The organism is Bacillus sp. K7 (assembly GCF_053903245.1).
The window spans coordinates 3,690,476-3,709,000 of the sequence record NZ_CP096406.1 but is presented as its reverse complement, the minus strand read 5'-3'; the positions used below and the strand labels follow the sequence as shown (position 1 = coordinate 3,709,000).

Sequence of the window (18,525 nt, the reverse complement as noted above, 5' to 3'; positions counted from 1 at the left end):
AGATAACAAAGTCACAAAACCTATGTACGGTGACCGAATCGTATGTTAACAAATGTCATACAGTCTTTGAAAATGTGGTGATCAAATTGAGCGAGCCAAAGCTAATAGAATGCATAAATAAAATCAAAAGTGTCTTAAATGGACAAACAACAAGAGAAGAAGTGTCAGGTTGGGCGGGCACTTATGTTTATGCTGATGATCCCGAGGTAGAAGACGATAGAGTCTGGGATATGTTAATCCTCCTAAGCGGGATTGATTTGAAAGATTCTCCTGATGCTTATTTGCATTCAACAGATGATTTAAATGATTGGATCAAACCATATACGGAGTAATTAATTTTTCTGCTTGTTGCAATGCGTTATTGATTAAAACGAGGTAGGAGATGACAATGTACAAAACAATTAATGATTGGGTTGATTATATAGATGAAGGGCGCAGTGTCCTTCATTTAGATTTTAATGTGTTTAAAAAAGAGCTCTCACTTAATATCAAGGTTTTTGAAGGTGAAGGTGAATATACGCATAAGATATTATTTCAAAATGTGGCATCTACTTATTATAGTGCAGATGTTGTTGACATGAGATTGGAAAAAATAGATCCGGAAGAATACAATTGGCAAGTATTTGAGATGAGTTATCATCCAGAAGGAATCGGGAATCTATCAAATCCTGAAATTCCAGAGTATCAATCAAATGCTAACTTTCTCATTGACATGAACAGAATGCTGATTGCTATAGAAGCTGAAACAGTTCGCTTTGATGATCAATCGTTTTATGCATACCAATTAAACACTAAATAAGAAAAGAGAGGTTGTCAGCCTCTCTTTTCCTATAGAACATAACAGCAGCCAGACGAAAAGTAAAACACAACGTCATCGGGATTTAAGACTGAATTGGAAAGTAGCTTTATATCAAAACGATTAATAAACTAGGCTGTCCGTTACTACTAGCTAATAAATGGCTTATTCTTATCACTTCATTTCTAACCTGGGAGCGTAACAAATGAAAAAATTAAAAATGAATAAAATCATCAACATGGACACCCAAGATTATTTTTTCCATGCTGAGTCGGATGAAGCACCTGAATTAGAAGCATTTGATCAGCTTATAGTATCAAAAGAAGGTTTTTGGATCGGGACGGTCAACTGTTACAGTGCAGACCTTAAGTCATCTCTTTATTTGATTTCTGCCGATGTGAGTCAAGAGATGGAAGAGATCACATGCTGTGATTCGAACGATGAAGCCCTAGACGTTCAACAGCTGAAACTGACAAGTAACGCTGTTTACGCAGTGACCTCTTCTGGTGTTTATAAGCAGGATATCCAATAATGTGTAGGGGTGGGATGATGGTGAATTGGCGCGCTATAAGTCATACAAAACAAGACCGCATCTGGTCAAAAGTGAACAAGCTCATAAAATGGAAGCCCGGAAGCAGATTTCATCATATCATCCCGTCTGATCCATATCGAGTGTTTGATATCTCAAGCGCGAGTCATAATGATGTGAGCGGAGTGCTGAGTGATTTAGAGACTTCTATTTTAAAAGCATTTCAATTATGTACTGGAAAGAACGATGTGATGTACGCATTAGATTGGCAGCATGACGGATATACTTTTAGTCCTCATCAGGCAATGCCTCAGGATGAATTTGGCGAATGGTCTGTTCCCGTATTTCCAAATGGAGACTATTATTTCTTTTTTCATCAGGCCTTCTCTTGGGGACTTTTGGGAGACCCGTGGAAATGTACAATCACTGTGTTTGGTGAAGAGCTGTTGGAGGCGATAGATAATGATCCGCCTATCTTGTTTCCAAATAAATGAGATTGTTGCGGAAGGGAGAGGATCAGCGTGTTTGAAAAACTGAGAAAGAGACAGCAGGAGCTTGAAGAAAAGCCATATCCTGATGAATTGTATGGCTTTGAAGCGGAAATATATGAGTTTTTTATGCTTGTTGCGGGCAGTTTGGATTATGTGCTGGCGAATAAAAGGATGCCCCTGCATCAGCGGCGTTTGCTGGGGAAAAGCTTTTTTGAGCTGTATCCTGAAATATCGCCGGACTTGACCAAAAACGATACCGAACTGTATCATCACATTTGCTTCTATGAGCAAGTTAGACAAGAGATTTGTGCTGCACTATCCAACTGATAGGAGGATTATATGGAAAAAACCTCTATAAGCAGTATTGGCAATTTGGACATGATCGAGCTTAAGCCTGGCCAAACCGTTATGTCATGCGAACTTGAAGATGCTGAGTCTTTTTATCGTTTTTGGCAAGGGCTTGTCTATGAGCGAATCATGATACAGGTGATAACGACTGGTTCATTTATAGAAGACCTGTCCGAGTACTTTGAAGGTTATGCTTACAAGGTGACGAAGCTGGCGAAACGAGAATTCCATTTCCAATGCGTATTACATGATGCAGACCGAGACATTGCAGGTTTTCTCTTTCTGTTAGCTTCTATCAATTACGATGTTTTTCTGATCACTGATCCTCAACCGGATAAAAGCTATTTTTCAGAAGGGAAGCTCCAACGCCTCACGGACTCAGGCGAACGGATCATGTGGTTTGAATACGATGCTGTGAACATCTATATGGTTGGTGATGAATCATAAAAATAGGAGGAATCCATATGAATATCACACAATACGAGAAAATAAAACAGCACCTTTCTGATACGGATACCATATACATTAAAAGAGTTTTCTTACTATATGAAAGAAGATGAATGTTATTCAATTCCTGTGTTTGAATTAAAACTATCAGCTCAAACCTGTGACATTCATCTGCGGTTTGAAGACATCAGTGCATCGAAGCTGGATGATCTTGAATCCATCGATGGGGTTGAGTTGGAGATTGAACCGACTGATGATCAATGGGAAAGGCTCCGCTATTATGTGTATGATCAAGAAAACCAAATGAGTTTCTATTGTGGAGGATGGGATGTGATCAAGTGTGACAAGAAGTCACACTGATTTTCGCCTTTTTTGCTTGAGACCCACCTTTTTGAAAAATGGCACATCAATTTTATTTGTCAACGCAATTTTTTTCTCCCTACAATCATCATAAAGAAACAATCACCGAGTATGCATTAATGTATGCGTTTTCATAGAGGGGGAATCTTAATGAAAAAATGGATGGCTGCGGTTTTTGTGATGATATTGATGCTTGGTTTGGGCGGGGTTAAGAGTATGAAGGCGGCGGAGCCGAAGGTGTATCAGTTTGACTTTGGGAGCGGTTCGGTGGAGCCTGGTTACATTGGTGTCAGGGCGTCTGATCGGTATGACCGGTTAAAGGGCTACGGTTTTCAAACACCGGAGAATATGAAAGATGTGGCGGCATCCGGGACTGGTGTGAAGAGCGATGCGGTTCAGTTTTTGGCGTATGGGACGAAAAGCGACAATACGTTTCATGTGGATCTCCCGAACGGCCTTTATGAGGTGAAGGTGACGCTTGGCAATACAGCAAGGGCCAGTGTGGCGGCGGAGGGTGTGTTTCAGGTCATCAATATGACGGGGGACGGCGCGGAGGATACGTTCCAAATCCCTGTCACTGACGGGCAGTTGAATCTGCTGGTGACAGAGGGGAAAGCAGGCACCGCTTTTACGCTCAGCGCCTTGAAAATCAAGAAATTGTCTGATCAGCCTGTAACGAATCGAACCATTTATGTCGGCGGTGATTCGACGGTGTGCAATTATTATCCGCTCAACAGCAGCAAGCAGGCGGGCTGGGGGCAGATGCTGCCTCACTATATCGATAAACATACCTTTCAAGTGAGAAACATGGCGTCTGGCGGGCAGATCGCGAGAGGGTTTCGAAATGACGGACAGCTGGAGGCGATCTTGAAGTATATCAAGCCGGGGGATTATTTTGTGTTGCAGCTTGGCATTAATGATACAAATCCGAAGCATAATGAATCTGAAGCGGAATTTAAGGAGTTGATGCGTGATATGATCCGCCAGGTGAAAGCAAAGGGGGCGGAAGTCATCCTTTCCACACCACAGGGACGGGCGACAGATTTTACGCCTGAAGGCATCCATTCGTCTGTCAACCGATGGTACAGGGCTTCTATTTTGGCTTTAGCCGAAGAGGAAAACACACACCTCATTGACTTAAATGTCCTCAGCTCGGCTTACTTTACATCAATCGGCCCGGAAAAAACACTCGCATTATACATGGACGGAGATACGCTACATCCAAACCGCGCGGGAGCCGATGCACTGGCGCGACTAGCCGTTCAGGAATTAAAACGCCAGGAAATCGATGGCTTTTAATACGTCATTTTTCGACAAAACACATATGCCTTCGCCAATTAGAGTATAATGAGAACATCTGCAAGAGACAGGAGTTTATACATGAGTCATTTTACAAACTATCAAATCAGCCATGACATTTTACGAGCATTAGATGGACTGGGATATACAGAACCGACCAAGGTGCAGCAGAGCGTGATCCCCGCAGCCCTTGAACGAAAAGATCTTGTCGTCAAATCACAGACGGGAAGCGGAAAAACGGCTTCATTCGGGATTCCTCTTTGTGAGCTGGCGGATTGGGATGAAAACAAGCCGCAGGCGCTTATTTTAACACCGACCCGGGAGCTTGCGGTGCAAGTACAAGAGGATATCACAAACATCGGACGCTTTAAACGGATCAAAGCGACCGCGGTGTTTGGAAAGTCATCCTTTGACAAACAAAAAGCTGAATTGAAGCAAAAAAGCCACATCGTTGTCGGCACGCCGGGGCGTGTTCTGGATCATATTGAAAAGGGCACGCTGCCGTTAGACCGTCTCTCCTATTTGGTCATTGATGAAGCAGATGAGATGCTGAATATGGGCTTCATCGAGCAAGTAGAGGCGATCATCAAGCATCTGCCGACTGAGCGCACGACAATGCTGTTTTCGGCGACGCTGCCGGAGGATATTGAGAAATTAAGCCGTCAATACATGCAAAACCCCGAGCATATCGAAATCAAAGCGGCCGGGCTAACGACAAGGAATATTGAACATGCGGTAATTCAAGCAAGAGAAGAGAATAAGTTTTCTTTGCTGAAGGATGTGCTGATAACGGAGAACCCCGACAGCTGCATCATCTTCTGCCGGACGAAAGAGCATGTCAATCAGCTGACCGATGAATTGGATGACTTAGGGTATCCATGCGATAAAATTCACGGCGGAATGATTCAGGAAGACCGTTTTGACGTTATGAATGAATTCAAACGGGGCGAATATCGGTACCTCGTCGCGACAGATGTCGCCGCGCGCGGGATTGATATTGAAAATATCTCCCTTGTCATCAACTATGATCTGCCGCTTGAAAAGGAAAGCTACGTCCACCGCACGGGCCGGACGGGGCGCGCAGGAAACAAAGGAAAGGCCATTTCGTTTGTCACAGCCTTTGAAAAACGGTTTTTAGCTGACATTGAAGGGTATATCGGGTTTGAGATTCAAAAAATAAAAGCCCCTTCTCAAGAAGAAGTGGCCAAGAAGAAACCTGATTTCCTAGCTAAACTAAATGACCGTCCGGCATTCAAAAAGGAAAAAAGCGAAGAGCTGAATAAAGACATTATGAAGCTGTATTTTAACGGCGGAAAGAAAAAGAAAATCAGAGCCGTTGATTTTGTAGGAACGATTGCCAAAATTGATGGTGTGTCAGCTGATGACATCGGCATTATCACGATCATGGATAACGCCTCCTACGTGGAGATTTTAAACGGAAAAGGCCTTCATGTTCTCAAAGTGATGAAGGATACAACCGTCAAAGGGAAAAAGCTCAAGGTGAATAAAGCGAATAAATGATGAATGACCTGCTCCCAGTTAAAGGGGCAGGTCGTTTTTTTGCTGGCTGACATCGGCGCCAGTCTCCTCCGGAACGAAAGCAAGGATCACAATACCGATCACAAATAAAACAATCAGACTGAACACTGCGGTTGACGATTTTCCAGTCAGCTGAGCGGTAACGGCGATGAGCAGCGGTCCCATAATGGAAGCGAATTTACCGAAAATGTTGTAGAAGCCGAAGAATTCATTAGCGTGGCGCTTTGGCACGAGCTTGGCGAAATAGGATCGGCTCAGGGCTTGAATGCCGCCCTGTGAGGTAGCGACAAGCATAGCCAGTATCCAGAAATCAAGCGTTGTTTCCATAAAGTAAGCATATACACAGACGATCATATAAATGACGATCCCAACGTACAGCATTGTTTTCCCCGTAAAGCGTTCCGCAAGCCTTCCGTATACAATAGAAAACGGCGCGGCGACCACCTGGGTGACAAACAGGATGATCAGGAGGCTGGTGGGACTGATCCCTAAATCAGACCCATAGGAGGTCGACATCGTAATAATCGTGCCGACTCCGTCGATATAAAAGAAATAAGCAAGCAAAAAAAGGAATAACGCCCGATACTGCCTAATCCGCATCATCGTTTGGCCGAGCCGCTTAAAGCTGTTGAGGACGATATGCGGCTCTCTTTTGATGGAATAGCGCTGATGGACATGTTTCAGCATCGGAATGGTAAACAGCCCCCACCAGGCAGCCGTTATGAAAAAGGATAGCTGGCTTGCGGCAGATACAGACATCGGTATCTTCTCTGATTGTGCAAGCAGGATAACAGCAATGCTGATGATAAATGGAATCGTGCTTCCTATGTAACCCAAACCAAATCCCCGCGCAGAGACGACATTCATCCGTTTTTCCGACGTGACGTCAACGAGAAAGGCATCATAAAACACGTTGGCGCCGGAAAAACCGATCGCCGATATCGTATAAAACAGCAATAAAAGCAGCCAATGTTCACTCGGAATAAAGGCAAGCGTCGCGGTGCTGGCGACACCGGCTGACACAAAGAAACCAAAGAACTTTTTTTTGCACCCTTCATAATCGGCGATCGTGCCTAAAATCGGACTGAGCATGGCAAGAATAAATGTTGAAATCGCAATGGTGTATCCTAAATAGGCAGTCGATTGAGCGGCTCCGACGCCGCTTTGTGCAACCGCCGCTTTATAAAATAACGGAAACACCGCGGTGGTCACGACAATCGAGTAAGCGGAATTTGCCCAGTCATATAACATCCAGCTGTTTTCTTGTTTCGTAAAACGTTTCATCATCAGAGCCCCTCTCCGGTAACGATATTTCTATTGTACGAGAAATGGGACAGAAAAGAATGGAATGAACGTCAATTTTTACAAAATATTTATGTTTTTGTGCTTTAAATCATACTTTTGGTTTATTGCTGGGTGTAGGTGTATCTGGTACCATTTATCTATATTTTGCCGTATTTTCCAGAAGGGATTCAGCAGAGAGGAGACAGAGCATGAGGCGAATAGGCTTATGCATAAGCCTGCTGATCACAGTTCTTGTGATGAGCGCATGCGAAAGTGAAGATGAGGCTCAGACGTTTGCAGATTGTAATCAAGAGACAGTAAAGCAAACCACAACCAAACCGATGAGCAATAAGAATAAGCGGGATTTCCAGACCCTCCCAAGCGATATGCAGCTGGCCATTGTATTCAGTTCCATGATACGTGTAAGCGAAGCATTTGATTATGGAATCGGTAATCCTGAATACTTCGTCCGGAGCGGCATGACGGAGGAAGAAGCAAACATTGCGAGGCAGAATCTCGAATCGATTCAACTCGAAAATAAATCGCTCAAACAACAAAATAGCGAGTCAATCGCTTTGATTCAAAAAAGCCGCAATCAAGAAATGAGCCGCAACGAAGTGCAGCAGCTGAAGGAAAACCGAGCCGCTTTTTTTGAGGTCACAGACAGTATGATCACACTCATCAGCCAAGTCACACCGAAAAACGCGAAGAAGACAAGACAGCAGCTGGATCAGCTGAAAACACAATATACGCAATACAGCGCTGAAAGCGTGAAAATCATGAACAGCATTGTCGAAAAGCAGGGAGCAGACAAGGCGTCATTTGAGCGCCATCTGGAGGAGCTGCTTCAGAAACACCCCGGACAGCCGGTGCTGAGTGGATTGTATTGACCTGCCCGACTCTTTCCCTGATGATATTGACCTAGTACAAAAAGAATGTACAATCAAGGTGTAGTCTGTTCTTAGTTGATTGGAGGAACATATCATGAAAATTGCGAAGGTGATCAACAATAATGTCATCAGCGTGGTCAATGAACAGGGAAAAGAATTGGTCATTATGGGCAGGGGGCTCGCATTCCAGAAAAAGACCGGTGATGATGTCGATGAAGCCCGCATTGAAAAGGTGTTCACGCTCGATAACAAAGATGTATCAGAAAAATTCAAAACCCTTTTGTATGATATACCGATCGAGTGTATGGAAGTATCCGAAGAGATTATTAGCTATGCGAAATTAAAGCTTGGCAAAAAGCTCAATGACAGCATCTATGTGTCGCTGACCGACCATATTAACTTCGCGATCCAGCGCAATCAGAAAGGGCTTGATATCAAAAACGCCTTGCTGTGGGAAACAAAGCGGCTGTACAAAGACGAATTTGCGATCGGCAAAGAAGCGCTGCAGATGGTGAAAAACAAGACTGGCGTGTCTCTGCCGGAGGATGAAGCAGGCTTTATCGCGCTGCATATCGTAAACGCCGAGCTCAATGAAGAGATGCCTAATATCATCAACATTACAAAAGTCATGCAAGAGATTTTGAGTATTGTAAAATACCATTTTAAGATTGAATTCAACGAAGAATCGCTTCACTATTATCGGTTTGTCACCCACTTAAAGTTTTTCGCGCAGCGTCTTTTTAACGGCACACACATCGAAAGCCAGGACGATTTTTTGCTGGAGACAGTAAAAGAAAAGTATCATCGCGCGTATGAATGCACGAAGAAAATTCAAACTTATATTGAGCGGGAGTACAAACACAAACTCACCAGTGACGAGCTGCTGTATGTAACGATTCACATAGAAAGGGTCGTCAAACAAGCATAATGAAAGCGTTGACATTTTTATCCCCTTATGTTAATTTTTTCTTACATTCATATATGATGTTGTTAGGATTGTTACTGATAAGCAGGCAAAACCTAAATTACAATAAGTGCGGATGATCTCTGTCTGTGCTGATGTAATTTAGGTTTTTATTTTTTTCGGAGGGGTGGTGATCATAGCGTTTTACAGAAAAAAACGAATAAGAGCGTATCATAGGATTGTTACTGGTCAGGCAGGCAAAACCTAAACTACTTGTTCCTATTGCGGTAGGGGTAGTTTAGGTTTTTTATTTTTTAACAGAAGGGATGAGAGGGAAATGGGGGTTCAAGCAGCAGCAAAAGACATTTTACAGCTGGTCGGCGGGGAAGAAAATGTGCGTTCTCTTGTACATTGTGCGACACGCTTGCGTTTTACATTAAACGATCGGTCGAAAGCAGACAAAGATAAAATTGAAGCTTTGGACGATGTCGTCACGGTCGTGGAAAGCGGCGGGCAGTTTCAGGTCGTGATCGGCAATCGTGTTTCAGAGGTATATCAAGAGATTGGAAGAATATCTAACCTGCTGAATGATGACCGAGATGAACGTTCTGCCCAGAAAGGGAATCTGTTCGGGCGGCTTGTGGACATCGTATCAAGCATTTTCACTCCTTTGCTTGGCGTGATGGCGGGAGCGGGAATTTTAAAGGGCCTGCTGATGATATGCACAAATGCCGGCTGGCTCAAAACAGAGGAAACGACGTATACCATCCTGTATGCCGCTGCGGACAGCCTGTTTTACTTTCTTCCGCTCTTGCTGGCCGTCACCGCAGCCCGAAAGTTTGGCGCGAATCTCTTTGTTTCTGTCACAGTTGCCGGAGCGCTTATTTATCCAACGATCATTGAGCTGAAGAACGGCAATGCGGCAACGGACTTTTTCGGGATTCCAGTCGTGTTAATGAACTACACTTCAACTGTGATACCGATCATTCTGGCGATTTTTGTGATGAGTTATGTTGAGAAGTATTTGAACCGGGTGATTCATGACAGTGTGAAAACCTTCATCACCCCGCTGATTTGTCTGGTAACCATTGTGCCGCTTACACTAATCGTCTTTGGCCCGGTTGGTGTAAACGCGGGAAATGCCATCGCGTCTGCGATTCTGGCCATCTTCAGCTTTAACCCGATGCTGGCCGGCGCTGTGATCGCGGCACTCTGGCAGATTCTTGTCATCTTCGGCATCCACTGGGGGATTGTGCCGGTTATTTTAAATAACATTGCGGTCAATGGGCAGGATTCGATCAAACCGGCTACTGCCGCGGCCGTATTTGCACAAACAGGAGCGGCTCTCGGTGTCATGCTGAAAACGAAAAACAAAAAATTAAAGGCGCTTGCCGGTTCCGCCGCTGTCACAGGGATTTTTGGCATTACAGAACCGGCCGTGTACGGCGTGACGCTCAGACTGAAAAAACCTTTTGTATGCGGTTTCATTAGCGCAGCCGTTGGCGGAGCGATTATCGGGCAGGCCCACAGCGTCGCCATTGCTTCTGGCGCACCGGGTCTGTTGACCATTCCGATTTTCTACGGACAGGGCTTTGCAGGGTTTATCTTGGGAATCTCGGTATCTTTTATTCTATCAATCATCCTCACGTACATTGTCGGGTTTGACGATCCCGCGGAGCAAACAGAAACCAGAGCAGAACCATCTGCACCCTCCATTCGCCGTGAAGAGATCAGCAGCCCGTTAGAAGGAAAAGTGGTTCCGTTAACAGAAGTGAAGGATAAAGTGTTTTCATCTGAGACACTCGGAAAGGGAATCGCGATATTGCCGGTAAAAGGGAGACTTGTCGCGCCAGCGGATGGCGCAATATCAACCGTTTTCCCGACTGGCCACGCATTTGGCATGGTGACTGATCAGGGTACAGAAATCCTTATTCACCTCGGATTTGATACGGTAAAGCTGGAAGGAAAACATTTTTATCCTAAAGTCGTGCAGGGGCAAGCCGTCAAACAAGGTGATTTGCTTGCTGAGTTTGACCTTGATGACTTGCTAAAGGCGGGATTTGATATGAACACGCCGATCGTCATCACAAACGCAGCGCATGATACTGACGTCATTCAAACAGATCAAAAGCATGTCAAAATAGAACAACGAATTTTTTCTTTAATCTAAAACCATTGGAGGAATAGACGATGAATTATCAAACACTTGCAGCATTTCCAGAGCATTTTTTGTGGGGGGCATCGACTTCAGCCTATCAAGTGGAAGGGGCGTGGAACGAAGATGGGAAAGGCCCGTCAGTGATTGACGCGCGCGACAGCTATCCTGAGGGAACGACTGACTTTAAAGTCGCCAGCGACCATTACCATCGCTATAAAGAAGACGTTGCCTTGTTTGCTGAAATGGGCTTTAAAGCGTACCGTTTTTCCATCGCGTGGACGCGAATTATTCCTGACGGCGACGGTGACATCAATCAAAAGGGAATTGAGTTTTACAGCAATCTGATTGATGAGCTGCTCAAATATAAGATTGAGCCGATCGTCACGATGTATCACTTTGATCTGCCGAATGCCCTGCAGAAAAAAGGAGGCTGGTCGCAAAGGGCGACAATTGACGCGTTTGAACGGTATGCCAAGGTATTGTTTGAGCACTTCGGCGACCGTGTGAAGTACTGGCTGACCATCAACGAACAAAACATGATGATCCTGCACGGCAGCGCTTTAGGCACACTTGACCCGAATCTCAAAAACCCGAAAAAAGAGCTGTATCAGCAAAATCATCATATGCTGGTGGCGCAAGCAAAGGCCATGAATCTCTGCCACGACATGCTGCCGGGCGCGAAAATCGGCCCTGCCCCAAATATCGCGCTCATCTACCCGGCGTCTTCGAAACCGAAGGATATTATGGCGGCTTTCAACTATAACGCGATTCGAAACTGGCTCTATTTAGATATGGCCGTTCATGGGCGCTACAATACGACGGCGTGGGCTTATATGAAAGAAAAAGGCTATACGCCAGTTATTGAAGATGGTGACATGGAGATTCTGCAATCCGCGAAGCCTGATTTTATCGCTTTTAACTACTACACCTCCCAAACAGCGGAAGCAAGCAAAGGCGACGGATCGGATGAATCGACACGCGGAGGAGACCAGCATTTGAAAACGGGAGAAGACGGCGTTTACCGCGGCAGCAGCAACCCGCATTTGAAGAAAAATGACTTCGGCTGGGAGATTGATCCGGTCGGTTTCCGATCCACACTTCGAGAAATCTATGACCGTTACCAGCTGCCATTGATCATCACAGAAAATGGGCTTGGCGCTTTTGATCAATTGGAAGAAAATGATACGGTCAATGACGAGTACCGCATTGACTACTTAAAACAGCACATCGAACAAATTCAATGGGCGATCACAGACGGCGTCGATGTATTTGGCTACTCCCCATGGTCAGCTATTGACTTGATCTCTACACACCAAGGCTGTTCGAAACGCTACGGCTTCATTTACGTCAACCGGGACGAATTTGACCTGAAGGACCTGCGCCGCATCCGAAAGAAAAGCTTTTATTGGTATAAAGAACTGATTGCTTCACATGGCGAGGCATTGAAAAATAGTTAATTGTATACAAATTATGAATATTGAGTTATAAATGTAAATGAGTTAACATTCCCTGCCGATATGTACTGTATAAAATCTGGAAGGAGTTTGTATATGAAGAACAAAAAAAGATTGTCATTGCCCTTTTTGTGTACGGTCTTGATTGTGGCCTTTAGCTTTTGCCTGACTTCACATGCTGCTGCACAAAGCGTTCCAAAAGAGAAGGCGATCATGAAGCAGCAGGAAACATTGAAAAACCATAAGGAAATGAAGGATGTTTCTTTAAAGCAAGCAGATGAAGGAAGCCTTAAAATGGATCAACATGAAGAAACCATGAAAGTAAAGAAACCGGCTAATGAGAATGTGTTTAAGACAGCTTCCATGTACAACTCCGAAGACCAGGTATTTGATACTTCCTCTGTACTTAACGAAAGTAACCCGGACGATATGTACTTTTTCAGTACGTCGTCAGACCGAACGCTGATTACACGAATTTTGTCTGCCAACAGCCAGTATCATTTAACATTGTATGTGGTCAATTGGGATACGGGGGAAGCACAGCCGACTACTATCGAAATGGATGCGGGGAACCTAGTGCTTTTAAAAGAGCTTCCGGCCGGCGATTATATGATTCGGGTGTATTCTGAAGGAACGCTGGGCGATTCATATCACATTCAGTTAAATGCAAAAAACCCTGCAAATTACACGAGCGTGCAGTCGATCACCTCTAATCTTCAAACCTTTGTAGCTGAGTACGCAGACGGTTCTGTTTATGCAAACGGGACATTGTTATACAACACCGGCACAAAAACATCTTCATTAAGCTGGGAAAGAGAATATTATTTTTCGCATGGCGGCGGATATAATCAGCGTACCCACTCTATTTCGGATGTCAAAGTGAAAAGTGTTTCGGCTCCTGTTACCTATCATTCAAGTTATGCCAGCTCAAATTCGGCAGTAATGGTTTACTTAGATACGGGCACTTTGTTTATGCACCATGTATCAGCGTATCAGTCAGGGGGAGGCTACGAAGACTCTTTTCTTGATACATTGGGCAAAAAAACCCCTAGAAGGCTAGATGCGGATGATCAAACTTACGGAGACCATATTTTAATCGTAGATACAAAAACCGGCAAAGCAATCGATTTTTTCAGTGTTTTAAATTACTACTATGCATCGGGTGTAGAAAGCTTGCCGGTCATTTCATATATCCAATAAGTTCAATCACTCGGGCTGTTTCTGCACAAGGAACAGCCTTATTTTAGTTTGCCAGATGGAGTGGAATGTCCGTTTTTAATTTCTTGAAAAATGTTTTCTTGTTGTTCTGGCTCAGGCTGTTGAACTGTGGTTTCGGCCGGTATGTTCATCAGTTTCTTAAAATCGCCCATCGTGAGCGGTTTCTTGTCATCTTGTAATTCATATCCGATTTGGCCGTTTGCTTCAATCGTTGCATGCTTAATGTCCTTTATGCTGGAAACTCCATGAATCCTGATTCGCATTTCAAGCTGGTCAGCTGTCAGCCGGAGTTTTTTCATGTTTTCTACATGGAGTTTGCCATCTTCAATCACTAATTTCGCTTTGCCGGTTAAGAACTTTTCCATCCAATTGGCCTTCACTTGGAACCATTCCATGAGGATGAGAGCAACAGTAAAAATACTGGCTGCCACAAGGGTTTTCCATAAACTTGTCTCTATTATTGGCTGGACAATAATCGTACCAATGGAAATCATCACCACAGTTTGTGCCAACGTCATTTGAGAGATTGACTTTCTCCCTGAAATTCTGAGTAATATGATGCCGGATACAATTAAAATGAGTGCTTGCCAAGCAAAATTCATGCGATCACCTTTTTGTTTTGATTTTTTCATAGTATGATCTTAGGGTTTCGGATTATACAGGAGAAAAGAGATTCAGCCAGCGGAATCCTTTTCTCATTAAAACGAAATAATCCCAATCAAAAGCGCCGCAATCGTCATCACAATCGTTGTCCCCACTGCCCATTTGATGGTAAATTTTTGATGGTCGCCAAAGCTGACGCCTGCCATACCGACTAATAGATAGGTGGAAGGCACAAGCGGGCTGAGCAGATGCACTGGCTGGCCCAGCAATGAGGCCCTGCCGATCTCGGCTGCGTCTATTCCGTAAGCGGAGGCGGCTTCTGCAATGATGGGAAGGACACCGAAGTAAAAGGCGTCATTCGACATGAAAAAGGTGAATGGCATGCTGGCGATAGCTGTGATCAATGGCAGGTGCGGGCCCATAGCATCGGGGATGAGTGATACGAGAGAATGGGCCATCGCATCCACCATTTTCGTGCCTGAAAGAATGCCTGTGAATATACCTGCCGCAAACACCATTGAGACAACGTTTAGCGCATTTCCCGCATGAGCAGAGATCCGTTTTTGCTGCTCTTTCACATTTGGATAGTTGATCATCAAGGCGATGGCGAACGCCGTCATAAAAAGAACAGGGAGCGGAAGCAGGCTGGTGATCAGTGCAGCCATGAGAGCGACAGTCAGCAGAAGATTAAACCATTGAAGAGCGGGACGCTTGAGCGGTGCTGTATCTGAATCGGAGGACGGTGCGTGCTCAATTGACATGACGCCGAGACGCTTTCGCTCTTTTCTTCCAAGGATATAAGCAACGGCGATCACCCAAAGAATGCCGGCGATCATAGCGGGAATCAGCGGAGTGAAAACCTCCGATGTGTCCAATTTTAAAGAAGACAAAACCCTCGCCGTCGGCCCGCCCCACGGAATAATGTTCATCACCCCCGAACCAAGCATCGCAATGCCCGCTAATACCAAACGGTTCATGCCAAGCCGTTTGTACAGAGGCAGCATCGCCGCAATGGTCATCATGTAGGTGGTTGTTCCATCCCCGTCCAGCGAAATGGTCATCGTTAAAACCGCTGTGCCGATGGTGATTTTTAACGGGTCTCCTTTGACAATTGATAATATTTTTGCAATGAGAGGATCAAACAAACCTGAGTCAATCATAATCCCGAAATAGAGAATGGCGAATAACAGCATGATGCCGGTCGGAGCGAGGTCTGTTACCCCTTGAATCATCATCTCGCCAAGGTCTTTTCCAAATCCGCTGATCAGGGCAAACGCAACAGGGACAACAATCAACGCAATAAGTGCGGAAAGCCGGTTAGACATAATCAAGTACATAAAGACAATGATCATCACAAAACCGAGTAGGGCAAGCAAAATATGACCTCCCTCTATCAATTATAAGTAAGCGCTCCCACTCATCCGCGCAGAAGGCTCATTTCCTATATGTATGTCCCTATCATGATAGGCAGACCAAAAATCCTATTGAGCGGATCAGCAGTTTATCTGGAGAATGCAGCGGGTAAATGTGCTGTAGAATGTTTCACTTTGGGAAATCAATAAAAGGGGGAACGGACATGAGTGATGATCAAAACAAACGTGTAAATGAACATGCAAAGGACGAGCAGCTTGAGCAGTACAGGGTTGATAACAGCGGGAAGAAAATGACGACCAACCAAGGCTTGCGGGTGTCAGAGGATGAGCACTCGTTAAAAGCCGGGGTTCGCGGCCCGACGCTGATGGAGGATTTTCACTTCCGGGAAAAAATGACACACTTTGACCATGAGAGGATTCCGGAGCGTGTTGTGCATGCGCGCGGATTTGGCGTGCATGGCTTTTTTCAGGTTTACGAGCCGATGACAGAATTCACACGGGCCAAATTTCTTCAGGACCCTTCAGTGAAAACACCGGTATTTGTCCGATTTTCTACAGTCGCGGGTTCTAAAGGCTCCGCAGACACGGTGCGGGATGCCAGAGGGTTTGCGACGAAATTTTATACGGAAGAAGGAAACTATGATCTCGTAGGAAATAACATCCCGGTGTTTTTCATTCAGGACGCGATCAAATTTCCAGATTTGGTTCACGCGTTTAAGCCTGAACCTCACAATGAAATGCCTCAGGCCGCGACCGCTCATGATACGTTTTGGGATTTTGTCGCCAATAACCCTGAGTCAGCGCATATGGTGATGTGGACGATGTCTGACAGGGGCATCCCTCGCAGCTACAGAATGATGGAGGGCTTCGGCGTTCACACATTCCGTTTTGTCAATGAACAAGGAAAGGCGCGTTTCGTGAAATTCCACTGGAAGCCAGTGCTCGGCGTGCATTCTCTCGTATGGGATGAAGCGCAGAAAATTGCCGGGAAAGATCCTGATTTCCACCGCCGCGACCTGTGGGAAACAATTGAAAACGGCGGCACGGTAGAATATGAGCTCGGCGTACAGATGATTGACGAAGAAGATGAATTCAAATTTGATTTTGATATTCTTGACCCAACCAAGCTATGGCCGGAAGAGCTCGTGCCTGTGAAAATCATTGGGAAAATGACACTGAACCGCAACCAGGACAATGTGTTTGCGGAAACAGAACAAGTCGCATTCCACCCGGGAAATGTCGTGCCGGGCATCGATTTTACAAATGACCCGCTTCTGCAGGGGCGGCTTTTCTCCTACACAGACACGCAGCTCATCCGACTTGGCGGCCCGAACTTCCACGAGCTGCCGATTAACCGCCCGGTATGTCCGTTCCATAACAACCAATACGACGGCTATCACCGGATGACGATCAATAAAGGGCCGGTCGCTTATCATAAAAACTCACTGCAAAACAACGACCCGTCGCCTGCGACAGCCGAAGAAGGCGGCTACGTTCACTACCAAGAAAAAGTCGAGGGCAAAAAAATCCGCCAGCGGAGTGACAGCTTTAACGATTATTACTCACAGGCGAAGCTGTTCTGGAACAGCATGTCCCCGGTTGAGAAGAAGCACATGATTTCCGCTTTTTGCTTCGAGGTCGGGAAGGTGACAAGCAAAGACGTGCAGCGGCAAGTCGTTGACGTCTTCAGCAATGTGGATGCAGGCTTGGCAGAGGAAATCGCCAAAGGAGTAGGTGTGGCGCCGCCAGTGAAACGTAAGGCGTCTAAAGAAATTTTGACCTCGCCTGCGTTAAGCCAGATCAATACAGTGAAAACAGCATCCTCAAGAAAAGTCGCTGTTCTCGCCGGAAACGGATTTCATGAAAAAGAGCTGCAAACTGTGCTGGACGTTTTAAAGCAAGAAGGAATCACAGCGGATATCATCAGCGAAACGCTTGGATACATAACAGGCGGAAATGGGCAGCAGCTTGAGGCTGGCGGCACGTTCTTAACGGCTGACTCTGTTCTGTATGATACCGTCTATGCCGCGGGAGGGCCAGCGTTAAAAGAGAACAAACAAGCGATGGCGTTTATGAAAGAAGCTTACAATCACTATAAAGCGGTCGGTGCGGCAAATGAAGGAATTGATCTTCTCCAAGCAGCTGTCGGCACAACCGAGGGGCCAGGCATCGTAACTGCTCAGGGCGAAGCTGACTATACCGCCTTCAGCAAGGCGTTTATCGAGGCGGTCGCCGCTCATCGCCATTGGGATAGACGAATGTGACCCGCTCCTGTATCTTAAAGGAAGATACTTTTCATAAGGAGCATGACAAATGAACGAAAAACAGCTCGCTGAAGCTTACGAACGCGATGAAAATATGATGATTTTGGTATTTGCCCAATGGTGCGTCAACCATGACATAGATCCGCTGGAGCTCTACGCCAAAGCGTATCCGCAGCAAAAACGAAATAAAAGCTTAAACAAAACCATGGACGAACTGACCGTGCCGAAACACGAGTCAGAACATATTCCGGACCAAACCGTCATTGCGGTGTTAGAGATGTTCGGAAATATAGATTTGGCACAAGCGGTTCATGAAGCGATTTTGGAGCGTAAACAGTAAAAAAAGAGGCATCTTGTCTCTTTTTTTATTTAGACACTTCTTTTGAGTTGATCAGCCCTAAAAGGGACGGATAAACGAAGACATCGAAGGAGGAGGTCGTATCACCTGCTGAAAGCCGCTGGGGTTGCGGTTTTGCTTTTTTCTGTATGTCCAGATCGCATCTTTAAAAGCGGTTCAGGCCAAAACACCAACTGTCAGCAGCCATACGTACAAAAGGATCCATGGTTT

At 45.3% G+C, this 18,525-nt stretch carries 17 protein-coding genes and 2 pseudogenes; 16 read left to right on the top strand and 3 right to left on the bottom strand.

Going from position 1 to position 18,525, the window contains the following annotated elements; all coding sequences use genetic code 11:
- Positions 1 to 2 precede the first annotated feature (2 nt).
- The 9 genes and pseudogenes from M1D98_RS18950 to dbpA all read left to right on the top strand — a co-directional run bounded on the left by M1D98_RS18950 (position 3) and on the right by dbpA (position 5,791).
- Complete coding sequence (locus M1D98_RS18950; protein WP_411813177.1) at positions 3 to 332, top strand: hypothetical protein; 330 nt, start codon at positions 3 to 5, stop codon at positions 330 to 332.
- A gap of 50 nt (positions 333 to 382) precedes the next feature.
- Entirely contained in the window at positions 383 to 799 is a 417-nt protein-coding gene (locus tag M1D98_RS18945; RefSeq protein ID WP_456279860.1) for a YxiG family protein, read from the top strand.
- A gap of 268 nt (positions 800 to 1,067) precedes the next feature.
- Positions 1,068 to 1,328, top strand: a pseudogene (locus M1D98_RS18940) (DNA-binding protein); the annotation flags it as partial.
- Between the two features lie 17 nt (positions 1,329 to 1,345).
- Positions 1,346 to 1,819, top strand: coding sequence for a DUF2716 domain-containing protein (locus M1D98_RS18935; RefSeq protein WP_456279859.1), 474 nt, complete (start codon positions 1,346 to 1,348; stop codon positions 1,817 to 1,819).
- Positions 1,820 to 1,846: 27 nt separating this feature from the next.
- On the top strand, positions 1,847 to 2,143 hold the full coding sequence (locus M1D98_RS18930) for a YxiJ family protein (protein ID WP_456279858.1): 297 nt from the start codon (positions 1,847 to 1,849) through the stop codon (positions 2,141 to 2,143).
- A 12-nt stretch (positions 2,144 to 2,155) separates the two neighbouring features.
- Complete coding sequence (locus M1D98_RS18925) at positions 2,156 to 2,611, top strand: hypothetical protein (RefSeq protein WP_456279857.1); 456 nt, start codon at positions 2,156 to 2,158, stop codon at positions 2,609 to 2,611.
- Between the two features lie 17 nt (positions 2,612 to 2,628).
- Positions 2,629 to 2,749: pseudogene (locus M1D98_RS18920) on the top strand (hypothetical protein); the annotation flags it as partial.
- A gap of 372 nt (positions 2,750 to 3,121) precedes the next feature.
- Complete coding sequence (locus tag M1D98_RS18915) at positions 3,122 to 4,270, top strand: rhamnogalacturonan acetylesterase (RefSeq protein WP_456279856.1); 1,149 nt, start codon at positions 3,122 to 3,124, stop codon at positions 4,268 to 4,270.
- 81 nt (positions 4,271 to 4,351) lie between these two features.
- Positions 4,352 to 5,791 carry an ATP-dependent RNA helicase DbpA gene (gene dbpA / locus M1D98_RS18910; RefSeq protein ID WP_268558999.1) on the top strand — a complete coding sequence of 480 codons (1,440 nt, stop codon included), beginning with the start codon at positions 4,352 to 4,354 and terminating at the stop codon, positions 5,789 to 5,791.
- An 18-nt stretch (positions 5,792 to 5,809) separates the two neighbouring features.
- On the opposite strand, the gene M1D98_RS18905 is transcribed toward dbpA, so the two are convergent.
- The gene (locus M1D98_RS18905; protein WP_121643632.1) at positions 5,810 to 7,096 is read right to left on the bottom strand and encodes an MFS transporter; all 1,287 of its coding nucleotides are present in this window, start codon (positions 7,094 to 7,096) and stop codon (positions 5,810 to 5,812) included.
- 206 nt (positions 7,097 to 7,302) lie between these two features.
- Between M1D98_RS18905 and M1D98_RS18900 the strand changes: the two genes are divergently transcribed.
- From M1D98_RS18900 to M1D98_RS18880, 5 genes are all read left to right on the top strand, one after another.
- Positions 7,303 to 7,983 (top strand): hypothetical protein, encoded by a 681-nt coding sequence (locus M1D98_RS18900; RefSeq protein WP_268551475.1) that lies wholly within the window; start codon positions 7,303 to 7,305, stop codon positions 7,981 to 7,983.
- 94 nt (positions 7,984 to 8,077) lie between these two features.
- On the top strand, positions 8,078 to 8,911 hold the full coding sequence (licT, locus tag M1D98_RS18895) for a transcriptional antiterminator LicT (RefSeq protein ID WP_129550948.1): 834 nt from the start codon (positions 8,078 to 8,080) through the stop codon (positions 8,909 to 8,911).
- Between the two features lie 313 nt (positions 8,912 to 9,224).
- Positions 9,225 to 11,057, top strand: coding sequence for a beta-glucoside-specific PTS transporter subunit IIABC (locus tag M1D98_RS18890; protein ID WP_456279855.1), 1,833 nt, complete (start codon positions 9,225 to 9,227; stop codon positions 11,055 to 11,057).
- Between the two features lie 20 nt (positions 11,058 to 11,077).
- Entirely contained in the window at positions 11,078 to 12,502 is a 1,425-nt protein-coding gene (locus M1D98_RS18885; RefSeq protein WP_121643628.1) for a glycoside hydrolase family 1 protein, read from the top strand.
- 93 nt (positions 12,503 to 12,595) lie between these two features.
- Complete coding sequence (locus M1D98_RS18880; RefSeq protein ID WP_121643627.1) at positions 12,596 to 13,699, top strand: hypothetical protein; 1,104 nt, start codon at positions 12,596 to 12,598, stop codon at positions 13,697 to 13,699.
- A gap of 38 nt (positions 13,700 to 13,737) precedes the next feature.
- Here M1D98_RS18880 and M1D98_RS18875 read toward each other — a convergent pair whose 3' ends face one another.
- Both M1D98_RS18875 and citH read right to left on the bottom strand, forming a co-directional pair.
- Positions 13,738 to 14,319: a DUF421 domain-containing protein gene (locus M1D98_RS18875; protein ID WP_456279854.1), complete on the bottom strand. Its 582-nt coding sequence runs from the start codon at positions 14,317 to 14,319 to the stop codon at positions 13,738 to 13,740.
- 96 nt (positions 14,320 to 14,415) lie between these two features.
- Complete coding sequence (gene citH, locus M1D98_RS18870; RefSeq protein WP_121643626.1) at positions 14,416 to 15,696, bottom strand: citrate transporter CitH; 1,281 nt, start codon at positions 15,694 to 15,696, stop codon at positions 14,416 to 14,418.
- 200 nt (positions 15,697 to 15,896) lie between these two features.
- Here citH and M1D98_RS18865 point away from each other — a divergent pair, with 200 nt between their 5' ends.
- Together M1D98_RS18865 and M1D98_RS18860 are read left to right on the top strand one after the other, a co-directional pair.
- Positions 15,897 to 17,957, top strand: a complete 2,061-nt coding sequence (locus tag M1D98_RS18865) for a catalase (RefSeq protein WP_456279853.1) — start codon at positions 15,897 to 15,899, stop codon at positions 17,955 to 17,957.
- Between the two features lie 49 nt (positions 17,958 to 18,006).
- A complete protein-coding gene (locus M1D98_RS18860; RefSeq protein WP_121643624.1) occupies positions 18,007 to 18,297 on the top strand; it encodes a hypothetical protein in 291 nt (96 codons plus the stop codon).
- Positions 18,298 to 18,525: the final 228 nt, after the last annotated feature.